We start from the raw sequence: 23835 nt of genomic DNA on the forward strand, positions 1-23835 counted from the left end.
TGGTACAGTAAACAAAATGTACGATGAAGTTGTTGCACTTGGTTTACCAACATCATCTAAAGATGACATGAAAGCAGAAGCTGCGAAACAAGGGAACTGGTTCCAACGTGCTATCCGTACTTTCGGTGACGTTTTCGTTCCAATCATCCCAGTTATCGTAGCGACAGGTCTCTTCATGGGTGTGCGTGGTCTTTTCATTGCTCTTGAAATGCCACTTCCAGGAGACTTTGCAACTTACACACAAATCTTGACAGATACAGCCTTCATCATCTTGCCAGGTTTGGTTGTTTGGTCAACCTTCCGTGTATTCGGTGGTAACCCTGCCGTTGGTATCGTTCTTGGTATGATGCTTGTTTCTGGCTCACTTCCAAACGCTTGGGCAGTTGCTCAAGGTGGTGAAGTAACAGCTATGAACTTCTTTGGTTTCATCCCTGTTGTTGGTTTGCAAGGTTCCGTTCTTCCAGCCTTCATCATCGGGGTTGTCGGAGCTAAATTTGAAAAAGCTGTCCGCAAGGTCGTTCCAGATGTCATTGACCTTTTGGTAACACCATTCGTGACACTTTTGGTTATGTCTATCCTTGGACTATTTGTCATCGGACCAGTCTTTCACGTTGTTGAAAACTACATCCTTATCGCGACAAAAGCGATCCTTAGTATGCCATTTGGTCTTGGTGGTTTCTTGATTGGTGGGGTTCACCAATTGATCGTCGTGTCAGGTGTGCACCATATCTTCAACTTGCTTGAAGTTCAATTGCTTGCTGCTGACCATGCTAACCCATTCAACGCTATCATCACTGCTGCTATGACAGCTCAAGGTGCTGCAACTGTTGCGGTTGGTGTTAAAACTAAAAATCTAAAACTAAAAACACTTGCTTTCCCAGCTGCTCTTTCTGCCTTCCTCGGTATTACAGAGCCTGCTATCTTCGGGGTGAACTTGCGCTTCCGTAAACCATTCTTCCTCTCATTGATTGCTGGTGCAATCGGTGGTGGATTGGCTTCTATCCTTGGACTTGCTGGTAATGGTAGTGGTATCACCATCATCCCTGGTACAATGCTTTATGTTGGTAACGGACAACTTGCCCAATACCTTCTTATGGTAGCTGTATCATTTGCACTTGGTTTTGCTCTTACTTACATGTTTGGTTATGAGGATGAAAAAGAAGTTGCTACTGAAGCGGCGACAGAACGTTTGGTCCAAGAAGAAACAACTGGCAACATTCCAGCAGCTCTTCAAAATGAAACACTTGTAACTCCTATCGTCGGTGATGTTGTCGCTCTTGCTGATGTCAATGACCCAGTCTTCTCAAGTGGAGCTATGGGACAAGGTATCGCTGTGAAACCAAGTCAAGGTGTGGTTTATGCACCAGCTGATGCTGAAGTTTCAATCGCATTTCCAACAGGGCACGCTTTTGGTTTGAAAACAAGAAATGGTGCTGAAGTCTTGATCCACGTTGGTATTGACACTGTATCTATGAATGGTGAAGGTTTTGAAGCAAAAGTTGCTCAAGGTGACAAGGTTAAAGCGGGCGATGTTCTTGGAACATTTGACTCAAACAAAATCGCTGCAGCTGGACTTGATGATACAACAATGGTTATCGTTACAAATACAGCTGACTACGCTTCAGTAGCTCCAGTCGCAACAGGTTCAGTTGCGAAGGGGGATGCCGTTATTGAAGTGAAAATTTAATCAATCCTCTCTAATGTGAAAACGAACAAATGACATGTTTGTTCGTTTTTGCTTGAATGGTAAGATTTACAGAGGAAAATCTAAAAAATAGAGAAATTTAGACTTTCGAAATATGCTATAATAAAGAAAATAAAAACAAGAGGTTTATCATGACAAAATTATATGGAAGCTTGGAAGCGGGCGGTACAAAGTTTGTCTGTGCTGTCGGTGATGAAAACTTTAACGTTGTAGAAAAAACACAATTTCCAACAACAACTCCAATCGAAACAATCGATAAAACCATCGAGTTCTTCTCAAAATTCGATAATCTTGCTGGTCTTGCAGTTGGTTCATTTGGTCCCATTGATATTGATAAAAACTCAAAAACCTATGGCTTTATCACGACGACTCCAAAACCAAACTGGGCAAATGTGGACTTGCTTGGTGCCCTTCGTCGCGCCCTAAACGTGCCAATGTACTTCACAACAGACGTAAACAGCTCTGCCTATGGTGAAGTGGTTGCCCGTAACAATGCTGGTGGTCGTATCGAAAACTTGGTTTACTACACAATCGGTACAGGTATCGGTGCAGGTGTCATCCAACGTGGTGAGTTTATCGGCGGTGTGGGTCACCCTGAAATGGGTCATTACTATGTGGCTAGACACCCAATGGATATTGAAAAAGAGTTTAAGGGCGTTTGTCCTTTCCATAAGGGATGTTTGGAAGGCTATGCAGCTGGTCCAAGTTTGGAAGCTCGTACAGGTGTTCGTGGGGAAAATATTGAACTCAACAACCCTGTTTGGGATGTTCAAGCCTACTATATCGCTCAAGCTGCGGTTAATGCGACAGTGACTTTCCGCCCAGACGTGATTGTCTTTGGCGGAGGGGTCATGGCTCAACAACACATGCTGGACCGTGTCCGTGAGAAATTTACATCTCTTCTCAATGGTTACCTACCAGTACCAGATGTGCGTGAATACATCGTGACGCCAGCAGTTGCAGGAAATGGTTCTGCTACTCTTGGAAACTTTGTACTTGCAAAAGAAGTTTCAAAATAAAACACAAAATCCGCTTGGGAAACCAAACGGATTTTTTACGTATCAAAGCATTTGCCAGAAGAAGTCGATAATATAGGTCAGACCGTAGGTATAAACCACGAGGGTAAAGGGTTTGGTCAGAATGATGATGGTCATATAGCGTTTGAAACTCATCTTGGTCAGGGCAGCTAGCATACAGAGAAAGTCAGCTGGACTAATGGGCCAAATCATCATAAAGATAAAGAAACGGTCAAAACGATTGCCCTTATCCAACCAACCGATATACTTGTCATAGGTGCGCTTGCTGACGACAGACTGGACAAAGGCAGCTCCGTAGAGGCGCACCAGATAAAAGATAATGGCACAGCCAATGACAATGCCGATATAGTTGTAGATAGTCCCGATGATGTGACCGTAGATAAAGACCCCAGCCACCGAGGTCAAGGCTCCTGGAATGATAGGGACGACCGTCTGTAAAATCTGTAAAAAGATAAAGAGAGGTGGCCCCCAGATACCTGCCTGCTGGATAAAGGCAGAGAGGGTTTCCTTGGACTGTAAAATCCCAGCCTGATAAGCCCAAATACAGAAAATCAAACTCCCAACTCCACCGACAATCGATGAGATATTGATAACTTGCTGCAGAAGGGGAGAAACAGCTTTCATTTGTTTATCCTGTGACATGTAAACTCCTCATAGATAGTATAACTCTACTATACCATATTTTGGAGGAGAAAGGGGGAATGAGTCTTTTTTGATAAGGAATAGATGGGAATACAGGCCTTCGAGACTTAGAACAGGTCTCTTTCCTAAAGTTTACATGTATTCTAACTTTAGAACAATCGTCATTCCATAAATTTAAAAGTATTTTAAGCTTCGAATAGCTTATCTGAGATAATTTTGAGGCATTCTAAGTTTCGAATAGTCATCTTCTCTAAAGTTTAGATGTATTCTGAAGCTAGAAAAGCTAAAATCTAAAAATAATAAGAGTCTCTATCTGATGGATATAATTTATGTCTAGTATGAATCCTTTGAATCGTTAGTTAATTTTAATATTAATCAGTTCTGAAATAATTACTAAATATAGTTAGATGGTGAATGAATTATTGCTAAATTTCAAGTTCAAGTTAGCAATCCAGAAGTCTTCTCTGGAGGACTTATAGTTCAAGCATTTTTTAGGATAGTTGTTCATCCACTTTTCGATGAATGCGACTTCTTTGGGAGTCGTTTTCTTAGTTCCCTTAGATAACCATCTACGAATGAGCTTGTTGTGATTTTCATTAGATCCTATAGGGGTGTGCATAATAGATATAATCCTTAGAAAACATATGGGACAAGCGGTTGAATTCCGTTCCGTCCATTAGTAGATAAAGGATTACTCCTTCTTGAAATGACAGATGAACTTGTTTCTTATAAAAAATGTTGTCAAGAAATTATTCGCTTTTTTCCAGAAGTTTTAGAGGAAGAAAACTTTATGAGGAAAAAGAACTTACTCAAATAACAATTCAGGATTAAAAATAGACAGTTGAGGAGCGGAAGGTATAAATTAAGTTTGCTACTGTATAATGGATTTATCACTAATACTCTTCGAAAATCTCTTCAAACCACGTCAGCTTCGCCTTGCCGTAGATATAGTTACTGACTTCGTCAGTTCTATCCACAACCTCAAAACAGTGTTTTGAGCTGACTTCGTCAGTTTTATCTGCAACCTCAAAGCTGTACTTTGAGCAGTCTACGGCTAGCTTCCTAGTTTGCTCTTTGATTTTTATTGAGTATAAAAGTGCTCCAGGCCATATTTTACACAGCAATAGTCTTCTAAAAATGGACAAAAAACATTGTAAAGGCTATCAAAAAGGAGTATAATGAGTGCAAGAAATTTCGGAGGTGAAAGATGCTAGAAGTAAGAAGTCTAGAGAAAAGTTTTGGATCCAAGCAAGTTTTGTTTGGTATTGACTTTCAAGCGCGACCAGGTCGTATTTTGGGACTAGTCGGAAAAAATGGTGCTGGAAAAACAACGATTTTCCATAGTATTTTAAAATTCCTAGAATATCAGGGAGAAATCGGTCTGGATGGTCAGGATATTCGTCAGGAGACCTATGCTCGGATTGGTTATCTGCCTGAAGAACGCAGTCTCATGCCTAAATTGACAGTTCTTGAACAAGTTCGCTACTTGGCGACTCTAAAAGGCATGGATGCCAAAGAAGTCAAAGAAAAACTCCCTCAATGGATGAAGAGGTTGGAAGTAAAAGGAAAGCTGACAGATAAAATCAAGAGTCTGTCAAAAGGAAATCAGCAGAAGATTCAGCTCATTATTACTCTGATTCATGAACCAGACCTGATTATCTTGGATGAGCCTTTTAGTGGATTGGACCCAGTTAATACAGAATTGCTCAAACAAGTCATTTTTCAGGAAAAAGAGCGCGGAGCAACCATTATCTTTTCTGACCATGTCATGACCAATGTTGAGGAACTTTGTGACGATATTCTGATGATCCGAGATGGCCGTGTGGTCTTGCACGGACCAGTTCAGGATGTCCGCAATCAATACGGGAAAACGCGTCTCTTTGTTTCAAGTGAACGAAGCAAGGGAGAATTGGAAAACCTTCCTCATGTCAAACAGGTGAGCTTGACCAAACAAGGTAGTTGGAAATTGATCTTGGAGGATGAGAGTGCTGGTAGAGAACTCTTCCCAATCTTGACTCAAGGGCAATATATCGCAACCTTTGACCAACAAGCGCCAACAATCGATGAAATCTTTAAACTAGAATCAGGGGTGGAAGTATGAGAAATGTGTGGGTTGTAATCAAGGAAACCTATCTTCGACATGTCAAATCGTGGAGTTTCTTCTTTATGGTGATTTCACCGTTCCTCTTTTTAGGAATCTCTGGAGGAATTGCGCAGCTCCAAGGTTCTTCTATGGCTAAAAATAATAAAGTGGCAGTAGTGACAACAGTGCCATCTGTAGCAGAAGGACTGAAGAATGTAAATGGTGTTAACTTCGACTATAAAGACGAAGCAAGTGCCAAAGAAGCAATTAAAGAAGAAAAATTAAAAGGTTATTTGACCATTGATCAAGAAGATAGTGTTCTAAAGGCAGTTTATCATGGCGAAACATCGCTTGAAAATGGAATTAAATTTGAGGTTACAGGTACACTCAATGAACTGCAAAATCAGCTTAATCGTTCAACTGCTTCCTTGTCTCAAGAGCAGGAAAAACGCTTAGCGCAGACAATTCAATTCACAGAAAAGATTGATGAAGCCAAGGAAAATAAAAAGTTTATTCAAACAATTGCAGCAGGTGCCTTAGGATTCTTTCTTTATATGATTCTGATTACCTATGCGGGTGTAACAGCTCAGGAAGTTGCCAGTGAAAAAGGCACCAAAATTATGGAAGTCGTCTTTTCTAGCATAAGGGCAAGTCACTATTTCTATGCGCGGATGATGGCTCTGTTTCTAGTGATTTTAACGCATATTGGGATCTATGTTGTAGGTGGTCTGGCTGCCGTTTTGCTCTTTAAAGATTTGCCATTCTTGGCTCAGTCTGGTATTTTGGTTCACTTGGGAGATGCTATCTCACTGAATACCTTGCTCTTTATTTTGATTAGTCTTTTCATGTACGTAGTATTGGCAGCCTTCCTAGGATCTATGGTTTCTCGTCCTGAGGACTCAGGGAAAGCCTTGTCGCCTTTGATGATTTTGATTATGGGTGGTTTTTTTGGAGTGACAGCTCTAGGTACAGCTGGAGACAATCTCCTCTTGAAGATTGGTTCATATATTCCCTTTATTTCGACCTTCTTTATGCCGTTTCGAACGATTAATGGCTATGCGGGGGAGCAGAAGCATGGATTTCACTTGCTATTACAGTGATTTTTGCGGTGGTAGCAACAGGATTTATCGGACGCATGTATGCTAGTCTCGTTCTTCAAACGGATGATTTAGGGATTTGGAAAACCTTTAAACGTGCCTTATCTTATAAATAGAAGAGCCTCGCGAAAGCGAGGTTTTTAAAGGTGAAAAGGGTGGAATCACGAACCTAATTATGTACACATTATGTAAACAGGTTGCTTGAGAACTCAATTGTATAGTGAACTGAATCTGGAATAGGATAATATTACTTCTAAAATATTCTTATAAATTGATTTGAATTCCAAAACCAGGGTGTTCAATTCTTATTTCCCATCACTTTATTTATTGATTATGATAGAACTCTTATCGGTCTGTAACAAAATTTCAATAATATAAAAACGCATCCTATCAGGACTCAACTTGATAGGATGCGTTTTTTGATTGTGAAGACTTTTCATCCAGCCTCTTTATGTGATAAAGTATCGTTAATATTCAATGAAAATCAGACTGGGAAGTTAGCGGAAGGCTCCTCGAAACATAGTTTTGAAGTTGAGGAACTGACCAAGTCAGTAACGTATACACACTAAGGATAAGCTGACGTGGTTTGAAGAGTATAAAAATCTGTTTCGTAAGCATCCAATAATAGGGTGTTTTGATAGTGTCATCATTTGGATAAGCATTATAGTATAGTGATATGAAATCAACTAAACTAAATAAGAAATATAGATTATCAAAACTCTTTGAAAAGATTGCATTAAATCTAAATAACATAGACGTCTTCAGCGTGTGCTGTCTCATCTTATGCGAAAATCTTATAAGGAGAGTATAGAAAATCTCGGTTGTAATCAACTAACTGATTGGAGAAATGTATAAATATGAGAAGTTAGACCCCCATGTCACTACCATAATGAGATTGCTCGAATTCTTTGCTTTTTATACTCAATGAAAATCAAAGAGCAAACTAGCCGCAGGCTGCTCAAAACAGTGTTTTGAGGTTGTGGATAAGACTGACGAAGTCAGTTACCTATACCTACGGCAAGGCGACGTTGACGCGGTTTGAAGAGATTTTCGAAGAGTATTAACTCAATATCAAACTAGCTACGATGGGGCTGACAAAGACATAGAGAATACCAGTGACACCGATAGCCAAACCACCCATGGCTCCTGCTACAGAGCCGTATCGGAAGGCTGTTCCTGTTCCAACTGCATGGCCTGTTCCTCCAAGGGAAAGACCAACAGCTACTGGGTCGTCAATTTTCAACCACATCAAAAGGGTTGGTCCGATGACACTGGTTAAAATCCCAGTTGCCACGACTACCACCAAGGTCACGGTCGTCAGACCTTGCAATTTTTCTGTGATTCCCACTGCCATGGCGGTTGTTACTGACTTGGGAAAGAGAGAAATGGCTAGGAAAAAGTCCATACCAAAGATTTTGGCCACAAGGGCTGTGAAAGAGGTATTGACAACTACTGCTAGCAGACTACCAAAGAGAATACTCCGAGCATGGTGCTTCATCAAATGAAAACTCTTGTAAAGCGGAATCCCCAAAGCCACTGTCGACGGGACAATCAAGTTGTTCAGATAAACCCCACCTTGGTAGTAATCTTGATAAGAAATACCCGTCACCTTAAGAAAAATAATGATAAAAATAGCCGACAAAAGCAGGGGCGTTGTCAATGGATGAGGAAAACGTCTGTAAATCAACATCCCCACTAGATAAGCTAGGATAGACAGGGCAAGCCCAAATAGGGGATTGGAAACAAATTCACTCATTTGGCATCTCCTTTCTCATAATCTCCCTCAAACCGTCGTTTGATAAACTGAACTACCAAGGCTATGAGGATAATATTGACAACTGCTGCAAAAAAGACAATCAAAACAATGGGTAGGAGATAGGGAGCAATCACATCAAACTTTTCCATGATTCCTACTGCTGGCGGCAAAAAGAGAATGGTCATATTGGCCAGCAAGAAATTCCCCACCATGTTGACATGCCTAGTTCTCAACCATTTGAATTGTAGGGATAGAAAGAGAATAATCAAGCCGATAATACTGCCTGGGATGGGCAAATGAAAGAAACTGGAAATCCCCTCTCCGATTAGAGAAATCACAAAGAGAATCATTAATTGAACATACAATTTCATCCTAAACTCCACGAAATAGACTTCTTGAATACCAGTTTACTCTTTTTTCAGAAAATTTCAAGGAAATGAACAAGGGATAATGAAAATTAAAGAACAAACTAGGAAGTCAGCTGCATGTTACTCAAAGTAAAGTGTTGGGTTTGTAGGTCAAACTGACATAGTTTGAAGCGATTTTCGAAGAATATTACTTTTCTTTGCTTAAGTGAATGACTTGGTCGTAGTTTTTTAAGTCCTCTTCTGTGTAGTGGTGAATGACTTCAATGACCGTTTGAGGTAGGGAGAAGAGCAAGTCGCTAATTTTTCTGCTATTTTCCGAGTCAAGATTGGCCTTAATCTCATCTGCTAAGATGAGTTGGCTATCATGGTAGAGGGCGCGAGCGATTTCTAGGCGTTGTTTCTCGCCACCAGACAGACTATCATTGCTGAGCGTTCGATTTTTCAAATGTTCTAAACCTGTTTTTTTGAGGATATGATTTAGCGTTTGCTTTTATCTAAAATACTTCATATAAAAATGTAAATTTTTGGGGGATATACAATTAAATGAAAATATCGTAATGACACAGATTGAAACAAAAAGCGAACAAAACAGAATTCATTGTTTCGATTCGCTTTTCGTATTATTATCTAGTTTTTTTGTAGCTCTGATAACATTTAGTCTGAGCATGTACACTAATAGCTGAAGGAATAAAATGTATACTTTAGATTATTTCCAAGCGCCATAAGTATCTACACAGTAACCACCAGGTGTATAGGTGTTGTGAAGCATCTTACCAGTTGAAGCAAGGTAATACCAAGATCCGCTATCTTTCACCCAGCCTGTTAACATAGCACCTGAGTCTTTTAGGTAATATAGTTGCTTAGTTTCAAACAAGCATGTTATAATAAAGCTATGGCATATAGTACAGATTTTAAACAGCGAGCATTAGATTACATCAAAGAGGGGCACAGCCATGTCGAGGCAGCCAAGGTTTTTGATGTTGGCGTCAGAACTCTCTTCACGTGGGAAAAGAACTTACGTGAACAAGGACACTTAGAGAGGAAAAAGCGAGTCGTCAAAAACCGAAAGATTCCTTTAGAGGAATTGAAATCCTTTGTAGAGGCTCATCCAGATGCTTTTTTACGGGAAATTGCGGCACATTTTAATTGTGCTGTTCCTTCAGTATGGGCAGCTTTAAAGAAGATGAAGGTCACTTCAAAAAAAGATGACGAGCTTTAAGGAAGAAGACCCAGAGAAAGTATCTGAGTTTCTTGATATTTTGGATAACCTAAACGATTTACCAATCGTATATATTGATGAAACAGGAATCGACCGCTATCTCTATCGTCCTTATGCAGGGGCTCCTAGAGGGGAGAAAGTCTATGAAAAGATTAGCGGACGTCGTTTTGAGCGAACTTCAATTGTTGCAGGACAAGTAGACGGAGAGTTTATAGCTCCCATGATTTACAAGAACAGCAGGACAAGCGATTTCTTTGTGGAGTGGTTCAAAACGCAACTCCTGCCTGCTTTGAAGACACCTCATGTTATTATCATGGACAATGCTAGTTTTGATCCCAAGAACATTTTGGATGAACTCTGCATCCAAGATAAACACTTTTTCTTACCTCTACCGCCTTATTCACCAGATTTGAATCCTATTGAGCAAGCTTGGGCTATCTTGAAAAAGAAAGGAACAGATTTATTAAGGGAAGTCCCAACTATTTTTGAATGTTTGGAACGCTTTTTAAAACTAAATGACTATAAAAAGAAATGCCACGCTATGAAGGCTCAAGCGATTGTCACAAGTCAAGGGAGAATTGTTTCTTTGGATATCGCTGTGAACTATTGTCATGATATGAAGTTGTTCAAAACGAGTCGCAGAAATATCGGACAAGCTGGTAAAATCTTGGCTGACAGTGGTTATCAAGGACTCATGAAGCTATATCCTCTTTTGCAGGAAGTCTAGTATTGTTATAATTTAATTTGAATTCCAAAATCACATTGTTCCGTCCGTATTTCATTTTACTGTATGTCTTCCTAAGCTCCAAAATTTCTGTGTCAAATTTCCTATTTTCACTGTAGTCTTTGACACTTCGAACGACAATTTGAATCATATATTCAAAAAAAATGAAAAATTTGTGCCAACAAGCCTAAATATTCTGAAAATTTGTTTGATTTTTAATGGATAATGTGATATAATGGTTGTCAATCTATAATTCACATAAACAGAGGAGTAGAAAATGAAAAAAAGTCGTGTATTTGCTACAGCAGGTCTTGTTTTATTAGCAGCAGGTGTACTTGCAGCATGCAGTTCTTCAAAATCATCTGATTCATCAGCCCCTAAAGCTTATGGCTATGTTTATACAGCAGACCCAGAAACCTTGGACTACCTGATTTCAAGTAAAAATAGTACAACAGTAGTGACTTCAAATGGGATTGATGGTTTATTCACTAACGATAATTACGGTAATCTTGCTCCTGCAGTTGCAGAGGATTGGGAAGTCTCTAAGGATGGTTTGACCTACACTTATAAGATTCGTAAAGGGGTTAAATGGTTTACCTCTGATGGAGAAGAATATGCAGAGGTGACGGCTAAAGATTTCGTGAACGGTTTAAAACACGCAGCAGATAAAAAATCAGAAGCTATGTATTTAGCTGAAAATTCGGTTAAAGGCTTGGCAGATTATCTATCAGGAACTTCAACAGATTTTTCAACAGTTGGTGTCAAGGCGGTTGATGATTATACGTTACAATACACTTTGAACCAGCCTGAACCGTTCTGGAACTCTAAGTTGACCTATTCTATTTTCTGGCCTCTGAATGAAGAATTCGAAACATCAAAAGGAAGCGATTTTGCTAAACCAACAGATCCGACATCCTTGCTTTATAATGGGCCATTCTTGTTGAAAGGGTTGACTGCAAAATCTTCTGTAGAGTTTGTGAAAAATGAGCAATATTGGGATAAAGAAAATGTCCACCTAGATACTATCAATCTAGCTTACTATGATGGCTCAGATCAGGAGTCGCTAGAGCGTAACTTCACTAGTGGAGCTTATAGTTATGCCCGTCTTTTCCCTACCAGCTCCAACTATTCTAAGGTTGCAGAAAAATACAAGGACAATATCTATTACACACAACCAGGCTCTGGGATTGCTGGTCTGGGTGTGAATGTTGATCGCCAAAGTTACAACTATACTTCTAAAACTACAGATTCAGAGAAAGCAGCTACTAAGAAGGCATTGCTTAACAAAGATTTCCGTCAAGCCTTGAATTTTGCTCTTGATCGCTCAGCTTACTCAGCTCAAATCAATGGTAAAGATGGAGCAGCTTTAGCAGTTCGTAATCTATTTGTAAAACCAGACTTTGTTTCAGTTGGTGAGAAGACCTTTGGTGATTTAGTCGCTGCTCAACTTCCTGCTTATGGAGATGAGTGGAAAGGTGTGAATTTAGCTGATGGGCAGGATGGTTTATTCAATGCTGACAAGGCCAAGGCAGAGTTTGCGAAAGCTAAGAAAGCTTTAGAAGCAGATGGCGTTCAGTTTCCTATTCATCTGGATGTTCCAGTAGACCAAGCATCAAAAGGCTACATCGCCCGTATTCAGTCCTTTAAACAATCTGTAGAAACAGTTCTTGGTGTTGAAAATGTCGTTGTCGATATTCAACAAATGACAAGTGATGAATTCCTTAATATTACTTACTATGCTGCCAATGCTTCATCTGAGGATTGGGATGTATCGGGAGGAGTTACATGGGGACCAGACTATCAAGACCCATCTACTTACTTGGATATTTTAAAAACAACTAGCAGTGAAACTACAAAAACATATTTAGGATTTGATAATCCAAATAGCCCTTCAGTAGTTCAAGTTGGTTTGAAAGAATACGATAAATTGGTTGATGAAGCTGCCAAAGAGACAAGCGACTTGAATGTCCGTTATGAAAAATATGCAGCGGCTCAAGCATGGTTGACTGATAGTTCTCTCTTTATTCCTGCTATGGCTTCTTCTGGTGCAGCACCATATGTGCTTTCACGAGTTGTTCCATTTACTGGAGCTTCTGCGCAAACAGGCTCTAAGGGGTCAGATGTTTACTTCAAATATTTGAAATTACAAGATAAAGCGGTGACTAAGAAAGAGTATGAAAAAGCTCGTGAAAAATGGTTGAAAGAAAAAGCTGAATCAAATGAGAAAGCTCAAAAAGAATTGGCAAGTCATGTGAAGTAAATAATTTCTAATAGAACTTTCTCTCCATGAGGAGAAGGTTCTTTTGGGATTTTTAAAGGAAATAATATGAAAAAATATATTTTTATGCGTGTTTTGCGGTCATTGGTTTCGATTTTCTTAGTGACGACTTTGACCTACACGATTATCTATACCTTGGTTCCTCGAAAATTGATTTTCAAGCAGGATCCTAACTATAATAAAATTGCGACAACGGCTGATAAACGTGATAACTATGAAAATACTGTGTTTGAGCGTATGGGCTACATTGAGTATTACGATACTAAAGAGTTGCAAGAAAAGGCAAGTAGCATGGATTCTTCTGTAACAGTAGAAGCAAATGCGACCAATAAAGCTATTTATGAAAAGTACATCAATCAATTAGGTCATGGTTGGACCTTGGGAGAATTTACTGAAAGTGGTCAATTCTATGCTAGTCGTGAAATCCCCATTTTTGAACGTGTTTTTCACTTCTATGCTAACTTGATTGACATTGACCATACAAATAAAATCCAAGACCCTGAAAATCCAGACTTGAAACGTTATCTTCGTTTCGAAAATGATCCAGCTATCGGATGGTCATTGGTCGGTTCAGGAACTAAACATAAATATCTCTTATACTTTAACAGTCAGTTCCCATTTGTGCATCAAAATTTTGTGAACATCAATTTAGGTGACTCTTATCCAACCTATGCTAATACACCAGTTCTTCAGGTTATTACTCAAGGTCAAGGACAAACCAAAACTGCCCAAGTTCAGTTCCCAACAGGTAAGAAAACGTCTTCTGTAAATATTTACTCAAGAACCTACAAGTCACCTAGTCAGGCTGACTCTCGTGAAGTAGCTAGCTATGGGAAAGATGATCCTTATACAGCGACTGAAAGTAATTACCAATATCCATCTATGATTGTCAGCTCTGCTATTACTGGTTTGATTGGTTTGGTGATTTCTTATGCGATTGCAGTGCCACTTGGTTCAGCCATGGCTCGTTTCAAGAACACTTGGATTGATAGCTTCTCAACAGGGGCTTTGACCTTCTTGCTTGCTCTTCCAACCATTGCCTTGGTTTACATCGTTCGATTGATTGGATCATCTATTGGTCTTCCAGATTCGTTCCCTATCTTGGGAGCTGGAGATTGGCGTTCTTACGTTTTACCAGCAGTCATCCTTGGTTTGTTGGGTGCTCCTGGTACAGCTATTTGGATTCGTCGTTACATGATTGACTTGCAATCTCAAGACTTTGTTCGTTTCGCTCGTGCAAAAGGTTTGTCTGAAAAAGAAATTTCAAACAAACACATCTTTAAAAATGCCATGGTTCCGCTGGTTTCAGGAATTCCTGGTGCCATTATTGGGGTTATCGGTGGTGCAACCCTTACTGAAACAGTCTTCGCCTTCCCAGGTATGGGTAAAATGTTGATTGACTCTGTAAAAGCATCTAATAACTCTATGGTCGTTGGTCTTGTCTTCATCTTTACATGTATTTCTATCTTCTCACGTCTTTTGGGAGATATTTGGATGACTATTATTGACCCACGTATTAAATTGACTGAGAAAGGAGGCAAATAATGTCTACAATCGATAAAGAAAAATTTCAGTTTATAAAACGTGACGATTTTGCCTCTGAAACTATTGATGCGCCAGCATATTCTTACTGGAAATCAGTGTTTAGACAATTTATGAAGAAAAAATCAACTGTAGTCATGTTGGGAATCTTGGTAGCCATCATTTTGATGAGTTTCATCTACCCAATGTTTTCTAAGTTTGATTTCAATGATGTCAGCAAGGTAAACGACTTTAGTGCTCGTTATATCAAGCCAAATGCTGAGCATTGGTTCGGTACAGACAGTAACGGTAAATCACTCTTTGACGGTGTCTGGTTTGGAGCTCGTAACTCTATCCTTATTTCTGTGATTGCGACAGTGATTAACTTGGTTATCGGTGTTTTTGTCGGTGGTATTTGGGGAATTTCAAAATCAGTTGACCGTGTCATGATGGAAGTTTATAACGTCATCTCAAACATCCCATCTCTTTTGATTGTCATTGTCTTGACTTACTCAATCGGAGCTGGATTCTGGAATCTGATTTTTGCTATGAGTGTGACGACATGGATTGGGATTGCCTTCATGATCCGTGTGCAAATCTTGCGTTACCGTGATTTGGAATACAACTTGGCGTCACGTACTTTGGGAACACCAACCTTGAAGATTGTTGCCAAAAACATCATGCCACAATTGGTATCTGTTATTGTGACAACCATGACTCAAATGCTTCCAAGCTTTATCTCATACGAAGCCTTCTTGTCTTTCTTCGGTCTTGGATTACCGATTACAGTGCCAAGTTTGGGTCGTTTGATTTCGGATTATTCACAAAACGTAACAACCAATGCTTACTTATTCTGGATTCCATTGACAACTCTTGTCTTGGTATCCTTGTCCCTTTTCGTAGTTGGTCAAAACTTAGCGGATGCTAGTGATCCACGTACACATAGATAGGAGTAGAAATGACAAAAGAAAAAAATGTAATTTTGACTGCTCGCGATATTGTCGTGGAATTTGACGTTCGTGACAAAGTATTGACAGCCATTCGCGGCGTTTCCCTTGAACTAGTTGAAGGAGAAGTATTAGCCTTGGTAGGTGAGTCAGGATCAGGTAAATCTGTTTTGACAAAGACCTTCACAGGTATGCTCGAAGAAAATGGTCGCATTGCCCAAGGTAGTATTGACTACCGTGGTCAGGATTTGACAGCTTTATCTTCTCACAAGGATTGGGAACAAATTCGTGGCGACTATCTTCTTCAGGATCCAATGACTAGTTTGGACCCCATTAAAACAATTGGTAGCCAGATTACAGAAGTTATTGTAAAACACCAAGGAAAAACAGCCAAGGAAGCAAAAGAATTGGCCATTGACTACATGAATAAGGTTGGGATTCCAGATGCAGATAGACGTTTTGATGAATACCCATTCCAATATTCTGGAGGAATGCGTCAACGTATCGTTATTGCGATTGCCCTTGCCTGCCGACCTGATGTCTTGATCTGTGATGAGCCAACAACTGCCTTGGATGTAACCATTCAAGCTCAGATTATTGATTTGCTAAAATCTTTACAAAACGAGTATCATTTCACAACAATCTTTATCACTCACGACCTTGGTGTGGTAGCAAGTATTGCGGATAAGGTAGCGGTTATGTATGCAGGAGAAATCGTTGAGTATGGAACTGTTGAGGAAGTCTTCTATGACGCTTGCCATCCATATACATGGAGTCTCTTGTCTAGCTTGCCTCAGCTTGCTGATGATAAAGGGGATCTTTACTCAATCCCAGGAACACCTCCGTCACTTTATACTGACTTGAAAGGGGATGCCTTTGCCTTGCGTTCTGACTATGCAATGCAGATTGACTTCGAACAAAAAGCTCCTCAATTCTCAGTATCAGAGACACATTGGGCTAAAACTTGGCTACTTCATGAGGATGCTCCAAAAGTAGAAAAACCAGCTGTGATTGCAAATCTCCATGATAAGATCCGTGAAAAAATGGGATTTGCCCATCTGGCTGACTAGGAGGAAGGAAATGTCTGAAAAATTAGTAGAAATTAAAGATTTAGAAATTTCCTTCGGTGAAGGAAGTAAGAAGTTTGTCGCGGTTAAAAATGCTAACTTCTTTATCAACAAGGGAGAAACGTTCTCGCTTGTTGGTGAGTCAGGTAGTGGGAAAACAACTATTGGTCGTGCTATCATCGGTCTCAATGATACAAGTAATGGAGATATCATTTTTGAGGGTCAAAAGATTAATGGTAAGAAATCGCGTGAACAAGCTGCGGAATTGATTCGTCGTATCCAGATGATTTTCCAAGACCCTGCGGCAAGTTTGAATGAACGTGCGACTGTTGATTATATTATTTCTGAAGGTCTTTACAATCACCATTTGTTTAAGGATGAAGCAGAGCGTGAAGAGAAAGTTCAAAATATTATCCGTGAAGTGGGTCTGCTTGCTGAGCATTTGACTCGTTACCCTCATGAGTTTTCAGGTGGTCAACGTCAACGTATCGGTATTGCCCGTGCCTTGGTCATGCAACCAGACTTTGTTATTGCGGATGAACCAATTTCAGCCTTGGACGTTTCTGTGCGAGCCCAAGTCTTGAACTTGCTCAAAAAATTCCAAAAAGAACTTGGCTTGACCTATCTCTTTATCGCCCATGACTTGTCGGTTGTTCGTTTTATTTCAGATCGTATCGCAGTTATTTACAAGGGTGTTATTGTAGAGGTTGCAGAGACAGAAGAATTGTTTAACAATCCAATTCACCCATATACTCAAGCCTTGCTTTCAGCGGTACCAATTCCAGACCCAATCTTGGAACGTAAGAAGGTCTTGAAGGTTTACGACCCAAGTCAACACGACTATGAGACTGATAAACCATCCATGGTTGAAATCCGTCCAGGTCACTATATTTGGGCGAACCAAGCCGAATTGGCACGTTATCAAAAAGGACTAAACTAGTAATGGTTTTATAATTTCCATGTCAATTTTTAGGCTCTTTGTCAACTGTAGTGGGTTGAAGTCAGCTAAGCTCGAGAAAGGACAAATTTCGTCCTTTCTTTTTTGATGTTCAGAGCGATAAAAATCCGTTTTTTGAAGTTTTCAAAGTTCCGAAATCCAAAGGCATTTCGTTTGATAAGCTTAATGAGATTATTGGTTGCTTCTAATTTGGCGTTAGAATAGTGTAGTTGAAGGGCATTGACAATCTTTTCTTTATCCTTTAGAAAGGTTTTAAAGACAGTCTGAAAAAGAGGATGAACCTGCTTTAGATTGTCCTCAATAAGTCCGAAAAATTTGTCAGGCTCCTTGTTCTGGAAGTGAAAAAGTAAGAGCTGATAGAGATTGTAGTGGTGTTTCAAGTCTTCTGAATAGCTCAAAAGCTTGTCAAGAATCTCTTTATTCGTTAAGTGCATACGAAAAGTAGGGCGATAAAAACGTTTATCGCTGAGTTTACGACTATCCTGTTGAATGAGTTTCCAGTATCGTTTAATAGCCTTGTATTCATGGGATTTTCGTTCAAACTGATTCATAATTTGGACACGGACACGACTCATAGCACGGCTAAGATGTTGCACAATGTGAAAGCGATCCAGAACGATTTTAGCGTTTGGAAAAAGTTGCCTAGCTAAGTCATAATAAGGACTAAACATATCCATAGTAATAATTTTCACTCGACATCGGACGACCCTATCATATTTAAGAAAGTGATCTCGAATGACGGCTTGTGTTCTACCTTCAAGAACAGTGATGATATTGAGCTTATCAAAATCTTGCGCAATAAAGCTCATCTCCATCTCCCGATTGAAACAGTCACTCCCCACTGTTTCAACGTCCCAAGACATAATCTTAGGCAGATTTCTAAAATTACACTCAAAGTGGAAGTCATTGAGCTTTCGAATGACAGTTGAAGTTGAGATGGAAAGCTGATGGGCAATATCGGTCATAGAAATCTTTTCAATTAACTTTTGAGCAATCTTTTGGTTGATGATACGAGGGATTTGGTGATTCTTCTTGACGATAGAAGTTTCAGCGATCATCATTTTTGAACAGTGATAGCACTTGAATCGACGCTTTCTAAGGAGAATTCTAGTAGGTATACCAGTCGTTTCAAGATAAGGAATTTTAGAAGGTTTTTGAAAGTCATATTTCTTCAATTGGTTTCCGCACTCAGGGCAAGATGGGGCGTCGTAGTCCAGTTTGGCGATGATTTCCTTGTGTGTATCCTTATTGATGATGTCTAAAATCTGGATATTAGGGTCTTTAATGTCTAGTAATTTTGTGATAAAATGTAATTGTTCCATATGATTCTTTCTAATGAGTTGTTTTGTCGCTTTTCATTATAGATCTTATGGGACTTTTTTCTACAATAAAATAGGCTCCATAATATCTATAGGGGGGTACCCACTACAAATATTATAGAGCCGAAAAAGGCTGAGATCTAGTGTCTCAGTCTTTTATTTCTTGCGCTTTGCAAAATCTACAAAGTGAAATTTTTCTAATTTATGGCGACTTTCGGTAAACTGAAATTGGCGTCCGTCTTGGAGATAGACTTTTGATTTAATCGAAACGACATAAGGGTCTTTGCCAATGTCCATGAGAATCTTGTCTCTGTCATTTGAGTGGTCAATGGTTATTTCCTTTTGAGCATAATCAATAAGGAGTTTGAGGTCGTCCTCTATATAAGAATAGATGGACTGCTCAGCAATTTGGCGAGTGATATTTGGGATTAGTTCCATATCCAGATAGTCCGTATCCAGAACGGATACCAGATCATCCACCACACGCTGGCGGACCACCTTCCAAACCATACGAAATTCTGGGAAGCCAGTTATTAGTGAGGATTTTTTATCAATAATAATCTTGTCCAGACTGACCACGTTGGTTTTAGAGCGCAGTCCAAGTTCTTGAACTAGTTCTTGGTAGCTGGTTAGGTTGGATACAGGGAAATTGACGGTTTCTTCTTTGACGACTTGAGAACCTTGCCCTCTTATCTTTTTGATCAATCCTTCCTCTTGGAGGAGAGACAGAGCCTTTCGGACGGTATCACGACTCACTTGATATTGCTCCATGAGGTCATGCTCGCTAGGAAGGAACTCTCCGACAGCGTAAGTCTCGTTTTGAATGGTTTCGTTGATTTGCTTAAATAGTTGTTGATATTTCTTCATTTGGCTTCCTTATACTCTTCGAAAATCTCTTCAAACCACGTCAGCTCTATCTGCAACCTCAAAACAGTGTTTTGAGCAACCTACGGCTAGCTTCCTAGTTTGCTCTTTGATTTTCATTGAGTATTAAATGGCTTTTTAGTCTAGTTCAATGAACACCTGTATCTATTTTACCATACAAGTGCTAGAAAAATGACAAAAAATCCTCTTTTTACATCAAACAAGTTGCAGACAAGTTTGGTATCGTTTACAATATTCTTATCAAATCAAACTTGCTTTGACAAGTATAAGGAGAATCAAATGGGAAAATTTGAACAAGAAGCCAAGAATCTGCTTCAGGCAATTGGAGGCAAGGAAAATGTGACTGCCGTAACCCACTGTGCGACACGGATGCGGTTTGTTTTAGGAGATGATAAGAAGGCTAATGTCAAGGCTATCGAATCAATTCCAGCTGTTAAAGGAACTTTTACAAATGCAGGTCAATTTCAGGTGATTATTGGGAATGACGTGCCCATTTTTTATAATGATTTTACAGCTGTTTCAGGCATTGAGGGTGTTTCCAAAGAAGCAGCCAAGTCTGCAGCTAAGAGTAATCAAAACGTGGTCCAACGTGTCATGACCACTCTGGCGGAAATCTTTACTCCGATTATTCCAGCCTTGATTGTTGGTGGATTGATCCTCGGTTTCTGTAATGTCTTGGAAGGTGTCCATTGGTCGATGTTGGATGGCAAGACCATCACAGAATCCTCTCAGTTTTGGGCAGGGGTTAATCACTTCCTCTGGTTGCCTGGTGAAGCTATCTTCCAGTTCTTACCAGTAGGGATTACTTGGTCTGTTTCTCGTAAGATGGGAACCAGCCAAATTTTGGGAATTGTTCTCGGAATCTGTTTGGTATCGCCTCAGTTGCTCAATGCCTATGCGGTTGCTTCAACGCTAGCAGCTGATATCGCAGCAAACTGGGTTTGGAATTTTGGTTATTTTACTGTTAATCGTATTGGTTACCAAGCCCAAGTTATCCCAGCCTTGCTTGCAGGTTTGAGTCTGTCTTATCTTGAAATTTTCTGGCGCAAACATATCCCAGAAGTCATTTCCATGATTTTTGTACCTTTTTTGTCATTGATTCCAGCCTTGATTTTGGCTCATACTGTTTTGGGACCAATCGGTTGGACAATTGGACAAGGACTTTCATCAGTTGTCTTGGCAGGTTTAACTGGTCCAGTTAAATGGCTCTTCGGTGCAATTTTTGGTGCCCTCTACGCTCCATTTGTCATCACAGGTCTGCACCATATGACCAATGCCATTGATACACAATTGATTGCGGATGCTGGTGGCACTGCCCTATGGCCAATGATTGCTCTTTCTAATATTGCTCAAGGCTCAGCCGTGTTTGCCTATTATTTCATGCATCGCCATGATGAGCGTGAGGCTCAGGTTTCACTTCCTGCAACCATTTCGGCCTATCTCGGTGTTACAGAACCAGCTCTTTTTGGAGTTAACGTAAAATATATTTATCCATTTGTTGCTGGGATGACTGGTTCAGCCCTTGCAGGCATGTTATCCGTTACTTTTAATGTAACTGCGGCTTCTATTGGTATCGGTGGTTTGCCAGGTATTCTCTCTATTCAATCTCAATACATGCTGCCATTTGCAGGAACTATGCTAGTTGCGATTGTTGTTCCAATGCTCTTGACTTTCTTCTTCCGCAAGGCTGGTCTCTTTACAAAAACAGAGGACGATACGGACTTGCAGGCAGAATTCGTTGCTCAAGAAGAAGCAGAATTTGTGAGTCATGAACCAGTAGAACTTACTCCAGTAGAAATTGTTAGCCCGCTGACTGGCCAAGTGAAAGAACTAAGTCAAGCAACGGATCCAGTCTTTGCTTCAGGTGTCATGGGGCAAGGTCTGGTCATTGAACCAAGCCAAGGTGAGTTGACTTCTCCAGTCAATGGGACAGTGACGGTTCTTTTTCCTACCAAGCATGCCATTGGTATTGTCTCTGACGAGGGGGTGGAATTGCTCATCCACATCGGTATGGATACAGTAGGTCTTGATGGCAAAGGATTTGAAAGTCTTGTAGCCCAAGGAGACCATGTCACAGTTGGTCAGCAACTGATTCGTTTTGATATGGATGTCATTAAGGCTGCAGGTCTGGTGACAGAAACTCCTGTTATCATCACCAACCAAGATGCTTATACAGCGACTATTCCTAACTTATCCGACAACGATCCAAGCTGGAGCATCTCTCATGGTCGCTACACGAATCTAATACTCTTCGAAAATCTCTTCAAACCACGTCAGCTCTATCTGCAACCTCAAAATAGTGTTTTGAGCAACCTGTGGCTAGCTTCCTAGTTTGTTCTTTGATTTTCATTGAGTATAATTGAAATAGCACAAATAGGGACGGAAGACTGCTTCCTCCCTTTTATCAGAAAAGGAGAAACAGATGACACTTGATAAAGGAAAAGTAGTCTATCAAATCTATCCAAAATCTTACAAAGACACCACTGGCAATGGTATTGGGGACTTCCGTGGAATTATTGAAAAAATTCCCTATTTAGCCAAACTAGGTGTGGATATGGTCTGGCTCAATCCATTCTATCCAAGCCCTCAACGGGATAATGGTTACGATATTTCAGATTATATGGCAGTAGATCCTCTTTTTGGTGATATGGCTGATTTTGAGGAAATGGTGCGTGTTGGTAAAGAACACAAGATTGACTTTATGCTGGACATGGTCCTCAATCATTGTTCGACAGAGCATGAATGGTTTCAGAAAGCCTTAGCTGGGGACAAGTATTATCAAGACTTTTTCTTCATCCAAGACCAACCAACAGATTGGCAGTCTAAGTTTGGTGGCTCTGCATGGGCGCCCTTTGGGAATACAGGGAAATACTACCTTCACCTCTTTGATGAGACCCAGGCTGACCTTAACTGGCGCAATCCCAATGTCCGTAAGGAGCTTTTCAAGGTTGTTAATTTCTGGCGCGACAAGGGTGTCAAAGGTTTCCGATTTGATGTAGTCAATTTGATCGGTAAGGACGAGGTTTTAGTGGACTGTCCTGAAAATGAAGGGAAGCCAGCTTATACAGACAAGCCCATCGTTCATGACTATTTGCGTATGATGAACCAAGCCACTTTTGGATCCGACGATAGCTTTATGACAGTTGGAGAAATGTCTTCTACCACCATGGAAAACTGTGTCCTCTATTCGTCGCCTGACCGTCAGGAATTATCCATGACCTTTAATTTTCATCATCTAAAGGTGGACTACAAGGATGGACAAAAGTGGACCTTGGCTCCCTTTGATTTTGAAGAGTTGAAAAGACTTTACCATAGCTGGGGCAAGGAGATGAGTGATAAAGATGGGTGGAGCGCCCTCTTTTGGAACAATCACGACCAACCACGCGCTTTGAACCGTTTTGTTGATATTCAAAACTTCCGCAAGGAAGGAGCCACCATGCTGGCAGCCAGCATTCACCTGTCACGTGGAACACCTTATATCTATATGGGTGAGGAAATCGGGATGATTGACCCAGACTATGATTCTATGGCTGATTATGTGGATGTCGAATCGCTCAATGCTTATCAGATGCTCTTAGAAGAAGGAAAGAGTCAGGAAGAATCCTTCCAGATTATTCAAGCTAAGTCGCGCGATAATTCACGAATTCCCATGCAGTGGGATGCTTCTGAAAATGCAGGCTTCACAGTAAGTACTCCTTGGCTCAAGGCAGGAAAATCCTACCCTCACATCAACGTTGAAAATGAAATCCAAGGCCCGATTTTCACCTTCTATCAAGACTTGATTCGACTTCGCAAAGAAATGCCTATCATCTCAGAAGGAAGTTACAAACCAGCCTTTGAAGATAGCAAACAAGTCTATGCTTTTGAACGCCAGTATGAGGATCAAAAGTTACTAGTGCTCAATAACTTTTATGCTACAGAAGTGGAAATTGACTTACCTCTAGCCTACCAAAATGGACAGATTTTACTTTCAAACTATAAAGATGCAGAAGTGTATGAAAAAATTCTACTCAAACCTTGTCAAACACTGGCTATCTATGTAAATTAAACTTAGCAAGGAGACCTCTTTTTCAGAAAAGCAGGGTTCTTTTTGCTGTCTATTCCATCCTTGAAAGTGTAGAACAAACTGTCAATCGAAAGTGATTATGTCCCAAAAAAAATGGTGAGATTGAGGGCAATTATTTTGCTTTCATTTGACAAGAGGAACCCTTGAAGCAGTTTTGTCAGCT

At 40.2% G+C, this 23835-nt stretch carries 17 protein-coding genes and 6 pseudogenes; 13 read left to right on the top strand and 10 right to left on the bottom strand.

Going from position 1 to position 23835, the window contains the following annotated elements:
* Both QMQ21_RS12795 and scrK read left to right on the top strand, forming a co-directional pair.
* A partial coding sequence (locus QMQ21_RS12795; protein ID WP_261814575.1) for a PTS sucrose transporter subunit IIABC occupies positions 1-1687 on the top strand: 1687 nt, incomplete at its 5' end.
* Between the two features lie 149 nt (positions 1688-1836).
* Positions 1837-2724, top strand: coding sequence for a fructokinase ScrK (gene scrK / locus QMQ21_RS12800; protein WP_000164311.1), 888 nt, complete (start codon positions 1837-1839; stop codon positions 2722-2724).
* A 42-nt stretch (positions 2725-2766) separates the two neighbouring features.
* Here scrK and QMQ21_RS12805 read toward each other — a convergent pair whose 3' ends face one another.
* The 3 genes and pseudogenes from QMQ21_RS12805 to QMQ21_RS12815 all read right to left on the bottom strand — a co-directional run bounded on the left by QMQ21_RS12805 (position 2767) and on the right by QMQ21_RS12815 (position 4508).
* On the bottom strand, positions 2767-3384 hold the full coding sequence (locus QMQ21_RS12805) for a TVP38/TMEM64 family protein (RefSeq protein WP_000076168.1): 618 nt from the start codon (positions 3382-3384) through the stop codon (positions 2767-2769).
* 403 nt (positions 3385-3787) lie between these two features.
* Positions 3788-4058 (bottom strand): annotated as a pseudogene (locus QMQ21_RS12810) (IS30 family transposase); the annotation flags it as partial.
* 219 nt (positions 4059-4277) lie between these two features.
* On the bottom strand, positions 4278-4508 hold the full coding sequence (locus QMQ21_RS12815; protein WP_023936854.1) for a hypothetical protein: 231 nt from the start codon (positions 4506-4508) through the stop codon (positions 4278-4280).
* Between the two features lie 83 nt (positions 4509-4591).
* On the opposite strand from QMQ21_RS12815, the gene QMQ21_RS12820 reads away from it, so the two are divergent.
* Together QMQ21_RS12820 and QMQ21_RS12825 are read left to right on the top strand one after the other, a co-directional pair.
* Positions 4592-5485: an ABC transporter ATP-binding protein gene (locus tag QMQ21_RS12820; protein WP_000895295.1), complete on the top strand. Its 894-nt coding sequence runs from the start codon at positions 4592-4594 to the stop codon at positions 5483-5485.
* Positions 5482-6680: pseudogene (locus QMQ21_RS12825) on the top strand (ABC transporter permease). Before QMQ21_RS12820 ends, QMQ21_RS12825 begins: the two are co-directional and overlap by 4 nt.
* A 944-nt stretch (positions 6681-7624) precedes the next feature.
* On the opposite strand, the gene QMQ21_RS12835 reads toward QMQ21_RS12825, so the two are convergent.
* The 4 genes and pseudogenes from QMQ21_RS12835 to QMQ21_RS12850 form a co-directional block, all read right to left on the bottom strand.
* Positions 7625-8320 (bottom strand): LrgB family protein, encoded by a 696-nt coding sequence (locus QMQ21_RS12835; protein ID WP_001288944.1) that lies wholly within the window; start codon positions 8318-8320, stop codon positions 7625-7627.
* Positions 8317-8691: a CidA/LrgA family protein gene (locus QMQ21_RS12840; RefSeq protein ID WP_000781328.1), complete on the bottom strand. Its 375-nt coding sequence runs from the start codon at positions 8689-8691 to the stop codon at positions 8317-8319. Before QMQ21_RS12840 ends, QMQ21_RS12835 begins: the two co-directional genes overlap by 4 nt.
* A gap of 184 nt (positions 8692-8875) precedes the next feature.
* Positions 8876-9172, bottom strand: a pseudogene (locus QMQ21_RS12845) (ATP-binding cassette domain-containing protein); the annotation flags it as partial.
* Positions 9173-9394: 222 nt separating this feature from the next.
* The gene (locus tag QMQ21_RS12850; RefSeq protein ID WP_261814577.1) at positions 9395-9517 is read right to left on the bottom strand and encodes a hypothetical protein; all 123 of its coding nucleotides are present in this window, start codon (positions 9515-9517) and stop codon (positions 9395-9397) included.
* 63 nt (positions 9518-9580) lie between these two features.
* Between QMQ21_RS12850 and QMQ21_RS12855 the strand changes: the two are divergent.
* Positions 9581-10418 (top strand): annotated as a pseudogene (locus QMQ21_RS12855) (IS630 family transposase); the annotation flags it as partial.
* A 12-nt stretch (positions 10419-10430) separates the two neighbouring features.
* Positions 10431-10625, top strand: a pseudogene (locus tag QMQ21_RS12860) (transposase); the annotation flags it as partial.
* Here QMQ21_RS12860 and QMQ21_RS12865 read toward each other — a convergent pair.
* The gene (locus QMQ21_RS12865; RefSeq protein WP_080674643.1) at positions 10600-10782 is read right to left on the bottom strand and encodes a hypothetical protein; all 183 of its coding nucleotides are present in this window, start codon (positions 10780-10782) and stop codon (positions 10600-10602) included. The pseudogene QMQ21_RS12860 and the gene QMQ21_RS12865 overlap by 26 nt on opposite strands.
* A 126-nt stretch (positions 10783-10908) precedes the next feature.
* Here QMQ21_RS12865 and QMQ21_RS12870 point away from each other — a divergent pair, with 126 nt between their 5' ends.
* The 5 genes from QMQ21_RS12870 (at position 10909) to QMQ21_RS12890 (ending at position 17384) form a co-directional block, all read left to right on the top strand.
* Entirely contained in the window at positions 10909-12891 is a 1983-nt protein-coding gene (locus tag QMQ21_RS12870; RefSeq protein WP_261814578.1) for a peptide ABC transporter substrate-binding protein, read from the top strand.
* 66 nt (positions 12892-12957) lie between these two features.
* Positions 12958-14454, top strand: coding sequence for an ABC transporter permease (locus tag QMQ21_RS12875; protein ID WP_000759897.1), 1497 nt, complete (start codon positions 12958-12960; stop codon positions 14452-14454).
* Positions 14454-15380, top strand: coding sequence for an oligopeptide ABC transporter permease OppC (gene oppC / locus QMQ21_RS12880; RefSeq protein WP_000103690.1), 927 nt, complete (start codon positions 14454-14456; stop codon positions 15378-15380). Before QMQ21_RS12875 ends, oppC begins: the two co-directional genes overlap by 1 nt.
* Before the next feature lie 8 nt (positions 15381-15388).
* Positions 15389-16447, top strand: coding sequence for an ABC transporter ATP-binding protein (locus QMQ21_RS12885; RefSeq protein WP_261814579.1), 1059 nt, complete (start codon positions 15389-15391; stop codon positions 16445-16447).
* A 10-nt stretch (positions 16448-16457) separates the two neighbouring features.
* Positions 16458-17384: an ATP-binding cassette domain-containing protein gene (locus tag QMQ21_RS12890; protein ID WP_001291299.1), complete on the top strand. Its 927-nt coding sequence runs from the start codon at positions 16458-16460 to the stop codon at positions 17382-17384.
* A 65-nt stretch (positions 17385-17449) separates the two neighbouring features.
* Here QMQ21_RS12890 and QMQ21_RS12895 read toward each other — a convergent pair whose 3' ends face one another.
* Both QMQ21_RS12895 and treR read right to left on the bottom strand, forming a co-directional pair.
* Positions 17450-18724 carry an ISL3 family transposase gene (locus QMQ21_RS12895; protein WP_261814580.1) on the bottom strand — a complete coding sequence of 425 codons (1275 nt, stop codon included), beginning with the start codon at positions 18722-18724 and terminating at the stop codon, positions 17450-17452.
* A gap of 153 nt (positions 18725-18877) precedes the next feature.
* Complete coding sequence (treR, locus tag QMQ21_RS12900; protein WP_023936305.1) at positions 18878-19588, bottom strand: trehalose operon repressor; 711 nt, start codon at positions 19586-19588, stop codon at positions 18878-18880.
* A 297-nt stretch (positions 19589-19885) separates the two neighbouring features.
* Between treR and treP the strand changes: the two are divergent.
* Together treP and treC are read left to right on the top strand one after the other, a co-directional pair.
* Positions 19886-21773, top strand: a pseudogene (treP, locus tag QMQ21_RS12905) (PTS system trehalose-specific EIIBC component); the annotation flags it as partial.
* A gap of 255 nt (positions 21774-22028) precedes the next feature.
* On the top strand, positions 22029-23654 hold the full coding sequence (gene treC, locus QMQ21_RS12910) for an alpha,alpha-phosphotrehalase (protein ID WP_166735884.1): 1626 nt from the start codon (positions 22029-22031) through the stop codon (positions 23652-23654).
* Positions 23655-23835: the final 181 nt, after the last annotated feature.

Source organism: Streptococcus bouchesdurhonensis, assembly GCF_948472335.1.

Coding starts and splice junctions, on each gene's coding strand:
- scrK (WP_000164311.1), top strand. CDS start 1,837: ATGACAAAATTATATGGAAGCTTGGAAGCGGGCGGTACAAAGTTTGTC.
- QMQ21_RS12805 (WP_000076168.1), bottom strand. CDS start 3,384: ATGTCACAGGATAAACAAATGAAAGCTGTTTCTCCCCTTCTGCAGCAA.
- QMQ21_RS12820 (WP_000895295.1), top strand. CDS start 4,592: ATGCTAGAAGTAAGAAGTCTAGAGAAAAGTTTTGGATCCAAGCAAGTT.
- QMQ21_RS12835 (WP_001288944.1), bottom strand. CDS start 8,320: ATGAGTGAATTTGTTTCCAATCCCCTATTTGGGCTTGCCCTGTCTATC.
- QMQ21_RS12840 (WP_000781328.1), bottom strand. CDS start 8,691: ATGAAATTGTATGTTCAATTAATGATTCTCTTTGTGATTTCTCTAATC.
- QMQ21_RS12850 (WP_261814577.1), bottom strand. CDS start 9,517: ATGTTAACAGGCTGGGTGAAAGATAGCGGATCTTGGTATTACCTTGCT.
- QMQ21_RS12865 (WP_080674643.1), bottom strand. CDS start 10,782: ATGATTCAAATTGTCGTTCGAAGTGTCAAAGACTACAGTGAAAATAGG.
- QMQ21_RS12870 (WP_261814578.1), top strand. CDS start 10,909: ATGAAAAAAAGTCGTGTATTTGCTACAGCAGGTCTTGTTTTATTAGCA.
- QMQ21_RS12875 (WP_000759897.1), top strand. CDS start 12,958: ATGAAAAAATATATTTTTATGCGTGTTTTGCGGTCATTGGTTTCGATT.
- oppC (WP_000103690.1), top strand. CDS start 14,454: ATGTCTACAATCGATAAAGAAAAATTTCAGTTTATAAAACGTGACGAT.
- QMQ21_RS12885 (WP_261814579.1), top strand. CDS start 15,389: ATGACAAAAGAAAAAAATGTAATTTTGACTGCTCGCGATATTGTCGTG.
- QMQ21_RS12890 (WP_001291299.1), top strand. CDS start 16,458: ATGTCTGAAAAATTAGTAGAAATTAAAGATTTAGAAATTTCCTTCGGT.
- QMQ21_RS12895 (WP_261814580.1), bottom strand. CDS start 18,724: ATGGAACAATTACATTTTATCACAAAATTACTAGACATTAAAGACCCT.
- treR (WP_023936305.1), bottom strand. CDS start 19,588: ATGAAGAAATATCAACAACTATTTAAGCAAATCAACGAAACCATTCAA.
- treC (WP_166735884.1), top strand. CDS start 22,029: ATGACACTTGATAAAGGAAAAGTAGTCTATCAAATCTATCCAAAATCT.